The organism is Micromonospora sp. NPDC052213 (assembly GCF_040679695.1).
Taxonomy (GTDB): Bacteria; Actinomycetota; Actinomycetes; order Mycobacteriales; family Micromonosporaceae; genus Micromonospora.
Genome location: NZ_JBFAVI010000275.1, coordinates 1 through 5,378, shown reverse-complemented (window position 1 = coordinate 5,378; position 5,378 = coordinate 1). Strand labels below are relative to the sequence as shown.

Below are 5,378 nucleotides of genomic sequence, written 5' to 3'. Positions count from 1 at the left end.
CCGCGCGATCGCTCTGGGGTGTGGCTGATCGCGCGGTGCCCGCCACGTCGGTCCGTGTTCAGGACACCTTGGTCAGGGTGGCGTGCATGAACGGAACCCAGTTGCCGTCGGGCAGCGGGAAGTCGCAGTCGTAGCTGATGGTGCCGTCCTCGTTGAGCTTGCGAATGTACTTCGCCGGGCCGACCAGGACGAGCTTGTCGTCCTCGAAGTCGCCGATGTAGTGGCTCTGCTCGGCGTTGTACGGTCCGAAGCTGCTGAAGTAGTGCGTCCGGAACTTCTGGGTCTCCGGGTCGTAGTCGAAGAACTCGTACCCGACGTCGGGCACCTTGCCCGCCGGTCCCAGGTCCATCGCGCAGTTCCAGCGGTGGACGAGGAAGAATCCACCCTCCAGCCACTCGAAGGTCTCCGTGCCCGACAGCTCCGCCGGCGGGCCCATCGGGCCGGCCTCGGTCTTGCCGCTGAGCTTCCACGTGCCCACGAGGTAGTCGAGGCGCCGGAGGGCCGGGTCGGGCTGCGGCGGCGGGGGCATCTGCTGGGCGTTGTCAGACATGATCGCTCCTTGGCATGTTTCGATACGGATGAAGGCGTGGCACGACACGCACGTCGAACACGGGGTCCGGGTCGCGTGTCAAGCGCGCCAGACCACGAGGGCACCGCTGCGGCACCTTCCGGGGGATGAGCGGAGCCACGACACGTTCGTGCCGTCGATCGTCTGGCGCGCCAGCCACATCCCTTATGACGCAGCGGCGCCGGACAACTCATCGGTTTCGGAAGCGAGCATTCAGACAAGGGCAATTGCTGTCCTTACGGCGGATAGCTGATCCACCAAACGGACAGCCGCCGCCGGCCAGGAGGAAGGGCTCGGCGGTCCACCCGGACCGGGCCGAACAGCGAACCGGGCGCGCGGCGCAGAACGCCACACGCCCGGGACGGGCACCCAGCGGGTCAGAGATACGGCCTCCGCGCGGCGATGATCGCGTAGCCGATGTCGGCGCCGTAGGCGAAGTAGTCCCGGTACGACCGCTTCAGCTCACCCACCATCTCCTCACCGAACCGCGAGGCGAGTTCATCGTGCAGCTCGTTCGCACGGTCCAGGTAGCGCAGCCCCATGCCGTACACCCGCGGACCGCACTGGGTGTATTCCTCGACGTCGAACCCCGACGTCCGCAGGCGCGAGATCCATTCCGGCACCGACAGCAGCTGACCGACCTGGAAGGCCGCCGTGAACCGGGCGGCGCGCTCCGACCCGGCTGGGGCCTCGCGGGTGCAGTCGGCGATGGCCAACCGGCCACCGGGCCGCAGGACACGGCGGAACTCCGCGAGCGGGGCCGCCAGGTCGTCGGCGTGCATGAGCGACTCCACGGCGATGACCGCGTCGAACGTGTCGTCCGGGTAGTCCAGGTGGTTGTAGTCCCCGTGGGCGAACGCGATCCGGGTGGCCGCGGCGCTGCGCTCGGCGCGCCGCCGGGCCTCGGCGGCCTGCACGGAGCTGACGGTGATGCCGGTGACGCGTACGCCGTGCTCCTCGGCCAGCTGCACCGCCGGGGCGCCGACGCCACAGCCGGCGTCGAGGACGTGCTCTCCCGGGCGCAGTCCGATCGCCGCCCCCACCTTCCGGGTGATCCGCCTGGCGGCCTCGACCACCGGCGTGTCGTCGTGGTCGTCGTACCAGTACGGCAGGTGTTCCTGGCCGTCGATGAAGATCTGCGACAGTGCCGCGGTCTCGTCGTACATCCGGCCGATGTCGTCGGTGTTGGGTGTCGTCGAGGCCATCGCTCCTCGCTTCTGTGTCGTCGTCTCCGCCCGGTCGCCACCACCCTCGCATCGAAGATCCCGGGGGCTCACCTTCGGTGTTGCGGGGACGACGATTCGGAGCAGCCCGGTCGCGCCCCGTGTCGCCGGCCTGGTAGGACAGTCCGCGATCGGTATAGTGGGAGATGCATATTTGCGCTACCAGTGGACGAAAGAGGGATAGATGGCGACCGTTGACACGAATGCGTCGCAACCCGACGCCGAGCCCGCGACTGCCATCACCATCGACGACGAGGGCTTCTCGGCACTCGTCGAAGGGCATCGACGCGAGTTGCAGGTCCACTGCTACCGGATGCTGGGGTCCTTCGAGGATGCGGAGGACCTGGTCCAGGAGACGTACCTGCGGGCGTGGCGCAAGCGTGAGACGTTCGAGGGGCGGTCCACCGCCCGGGCCTGGCTGTACAGGATCGCGACCAACGTCTGCCTCGACTTCCTGCGGCGCAACGCGCGCATGCCGGTGGCGCACCGCCAGCCGGCGCTCGGGGCGGGGCCGTCCACACCGCCGCCCCCGACGGACGAGGTGCCCTGGCTCCAGCCCATCCCGGACCACCTGCTCGACCCGGTTGCCCCGCCCGACTCCCAGCCGGATTCGCAGATCATGGCGCGGGAGACCATCGAGCTGGCGTTCCTCGTGGCGATCCAGCACCTGCCGCCCCAGCAACGGGCGGTGTTGATCCTGCGCGACGTCCTCGGCTGGTCCGCCAACGAAGCCGCCACGATGCTCGACATCAGCGTCGCCTCCGCCAACAGCGCGTTGCAGCGGGCGCGGGCGACGCTGAAGGACCGCCTGCCCCCGAGGCCGATCGACTGGGGCCCCGCCACCGATCCGGCCGAGGCTGAGCGGGCCCTCATGCAGCGATGCATCGAGGCGCTCGAGAAAGCCGACGCGGAGAACTTCGCGAAGCTCGTACGCGAGGACGTGCGGGTGACGATGCCGCCGGACCCGTTCTGGATCGTCGGCCGCGACACCTTCGTCGCCGGTCTCCTCGCCCAGTTCGACCCGGCATCCCCGGCCTACTTCGGGGAGTGGCGGGCGCTACCGGCCCACGCGAACATGCAACCGGCGGTCGCCGGCTACGTGCGTCGCCCGGGTGACGCGGTCTACCGTCCGCAGGTCCTCAACGTCTTCCGGATCGAGGACGGCATGATCGCCGAGATCACGGCGTTCCCGCCGGAGGTCTTCCCCACGTTCAACCTTCCCGCGACCCTCTGAGCGCCCGAGGGGCACCCGCCATTCGGCGGGTGCCCCTCGGCCCGTATCTCTTCAGCGTCTCCGAGCGACGGTGAGCCCGTCAGCCAGCGGCAACATGACCGCCTCCAGCCGGTCATCGGCCGCGACGGCGGCATTGACCTCACGCATCACGGCCGCGCACCTCCTCAGCAGAGGCTCGGCGGCCAACTCAGGCGCCGTCACGAAGCCGTCAAGGAGCACGTTGTCCAGCAGCAGCAGGCCACCCGGACGCAGCAGCGGCACCGCGAGGTCGTAGTAGGTCGGGTAGTTCGCCTTGTCCGCGTCGACGAAGACGATGTCGACGCAGCGCTCCCCCGGCAGCGAACGCAGGGTCCGCGCGGCCGGCCCGAGCCTGAAGTCGATGAGGTCGGCAACCCCCGCCCGCGTCCAGTGCGCACGGGCGAGATCGAGCCAGCGATCACTGTTGTCACAGGTGATCACCCGACCCCCGGGCGGCAGGCCCCGAGCGAACGCCAGAGCGGACAGTCCGGTGAAGGTGCCGACATCGACCACCGTCCGGGCACCGGATATCCGCGCCAGCAGGGTCAGCAGGCCGGCCTGTTCCACCGGCACCATCATCCCGGCGGCGTCCCCGAGCGCCTCGGTCGCGGCGACGAGGCTGTCCACGACCGGGTCGGGTGGTGTCATCGACGCGAGCATGTACTCACGCAGCACCTGGTTGACCGGTACGTGCTTGGCCATCCCGCCACCTGCTCCGCCGGCCATACGCCCACCTCCACGTCGTGTGGATCCGCAACCGAGCCGCTCGATGCCGGCTGTGGGCGGTCCAGCCTGATCGTCACCAGCCGCCCGCACCGCCGCACCTTGCTGCGTGCGCAGCCGTCACCCGCAGCGCACGCAGGAGGAAGAGGCGAGCACAGGACGGTGCCACGCTGGCCCAAGGGCACGAGAAGCGATCAACCGGGAGCGCGGATGCGGGCAATGTGGAAAGGCGCGGTCTCCTTCGGCCTCGTCTCGATCACCGTCAGGCTGTACGCCGCGACGGAGGAGAAGTCGGTCCGGTTCCGGCAGGTGCACCGGGACGACGGCGGCCGGATCACGATCCGTCGATTCTGTGACGACTGCGGGACCGAGGTCCCCTACCGGGACATCGCCAAGGGGTACGAGTTCGACGACGGTCGCCTGGTCGTCGTCACCGACGACGAGTTGGCCGACCTGCCGCTGCCGACGGTACGCACCATCGAGGTGCTGAAGTTCGTCCACACCGAGGAAATCGACCCCATCCTCTACAACCGGACCTACTACCTGGAGCCGGAGGACATCGCCGTCACGCCGTACGCCCTCCTGCGCGACGCGCTGAGGAAGAGTCGTCGGGTGGCGATCGTGAAGGTCGCGCTACGCCAGGTGGAGAGACTGGCCACCATCCGGGAACGGGACGACATGCTCGTCCTTCAGACCATGCTCTGGCCCGACGAGCTCCGCAAACCGGACTTCCCCTTCCTTCGCGAGACGACGGCGGTGCGGCCGGCGGAGCTGGCCATGACCATCTCGCTCATCGACTCGATGACGGATCACCTCGATCCCGACGGTCTCCGGGACGGGTACCGGACCGCACTGCTGGACCTGCTCGCGGCCAAGGCTGGCGGCGACACGTCCGACGGGGCGGCACCCGATGGGCCTGCCCTCGAGGACACCAGGGAAGGGCTCGGCCCCGGCCACGCGCTGCAAAGAGGACGCGTCGCGAGGACGGCCTAGCCAAGGGCGGCCCGCTGGCGGCACACGGCCAGGATCCGGGCGGCTCTCCGGGCGGGTCGGCCAATGTGGCGAGGCACGTCGAGACGACCTCTTCCGTTTCGACCCCTCATAGAGCGCCACCAGCGTCTCGGAAGCCAGGAGTAGAACATGAGGTTTGTCCTGCTGAGTCGGTTCAGCGTCGTGACCACCGACGCCACCGGAGCTGTCGCCTGGCGGCCCGAGGATCTCGAGGCACACTTCCGGTACGTGCGCGACCTCAACCGGGCACTGGGGAGCACCGGCGAGTTGATCTCCACGCACGAGCTGGCACTCGCCCCGCAGGCACGCGTCGTCCGCGCCGCTGGCGGAGACGTCGTCATCGACGACGCCGGCAGGGCGGACGGTGACGCCGTGACCTGCTACTGGCTGGTCGACTGCGAGACCCTCGAAAGAGCTGTCGAAATCGCCGCCAGTGTGTCAGCCGCTCCCGGTGCCTGCGGCCAGCCGCTCAATCATGTGGTCGAGCTGCGGCCGGTCATCCTCTGAAGACCGGTCGCCGCATCTGGTCGATCGCCGCCCTGCGGTTCTCACCGATGACTCCCGAGCCCGGGCGTGGCGGGGCTCCCCGGTCGTTGTGGAC

The 5,378-nt window shown here is 69.2% G+C and carries 6 protein-coding genes; 3 read left to right on the top strand and 3 right to left on the bottom strand.

The features are described 5' to 3' along the window. Positions 1 to 58: 58 nt before the first annotated feature. Entirely contained in the window at positions 59 to 550 is a 492-nt protein-coding gene (locus tag AB0L34_RS32720; RefSeq protein WP_350710526.1) for a DUF1579 family protein, read from the bottom strand. 395 nt (positions 551 to 945) lie between these two features. Further along, positions 946 to 1,773: a methyltransferase domain-containing protein gene (locus tag AB0L34_RS32715; protein WP_363709415.1), complete on the bottom strand. Its 828-nt coding sequence runs from the start codon at positions 1,771 to 1,773 to the stop codon at positions 946 to 948. Between the two features lie 202 nt (positions 1,774 to 1,975). On the opposite strand from AB0L34_RS32715, the gene AB0L34_RS32710 reads away from it, so the two are divergent. Continuing rightward, positions 1,976 to 3,025, top strand: a complete 1,050-nt coding sequence (locus tag AB0L34_RS32710) for an RNA polymerase subunit sigma-70 (RefSeq protein ID WP_357461873.1) — start codon at positions 1,976 to 1,978, stop codon at positions 3,023 to 3,025. A gap of 51 nt (positions 3,026 to 3,076) precedes the next feature. On the opposite strand, the gene AB0L34_RS32705 is transcribed toward AB0L34_RS32710, so the two are convergent. Beyond that, entirely contained in the window at positions 3,077 to 3,745 is a 669-nt protein-coding gene (locus AB0L34_RS32705; RefSeq protein ID WP_363709413.1) for a class I SAM-dependent methyltransferase, read from the bottom strand. Between the two features lie 231 nt (positions 3,746 to 3,976). On the opposite strand from AB0L34_RS32705, the gene AB0L34_RS32700 reads away from it, so the two are divergent. Both AB0L34_RS32700 and AB0L34_RS32695 read left to right on the top strand, forming a co-directional pair. Next, the gene (locus AB0L34_RS32700; protein WP_363709411.1) at positions 3,977 to 4,759 is read left to right on the top strand and encodes a Ku protein; all 783 of its coding nucleotides are present in this window, start codon (positions 3,977 to 3,979) and stop codon (positions 4,757 to 4,759) included. Positions 4,760 to 4,906: 147 nt separating this feature from the next. After that, the gene (locus AB0L34_RS32695) at positions 4,907 to 5,284 is read left to right on the top strand and encodes a hypothetical protein (RefSeq protein ID WP_363709409.1); all 378 of its coding nucleotides are present in this window, start codon (positions 4,907 to 4,909) and stop codon (positions 5,282 to 5,284) included. The last annotated feature ends 94 nt before the right edge of the window (positions 5,285 to 5,378 follow it).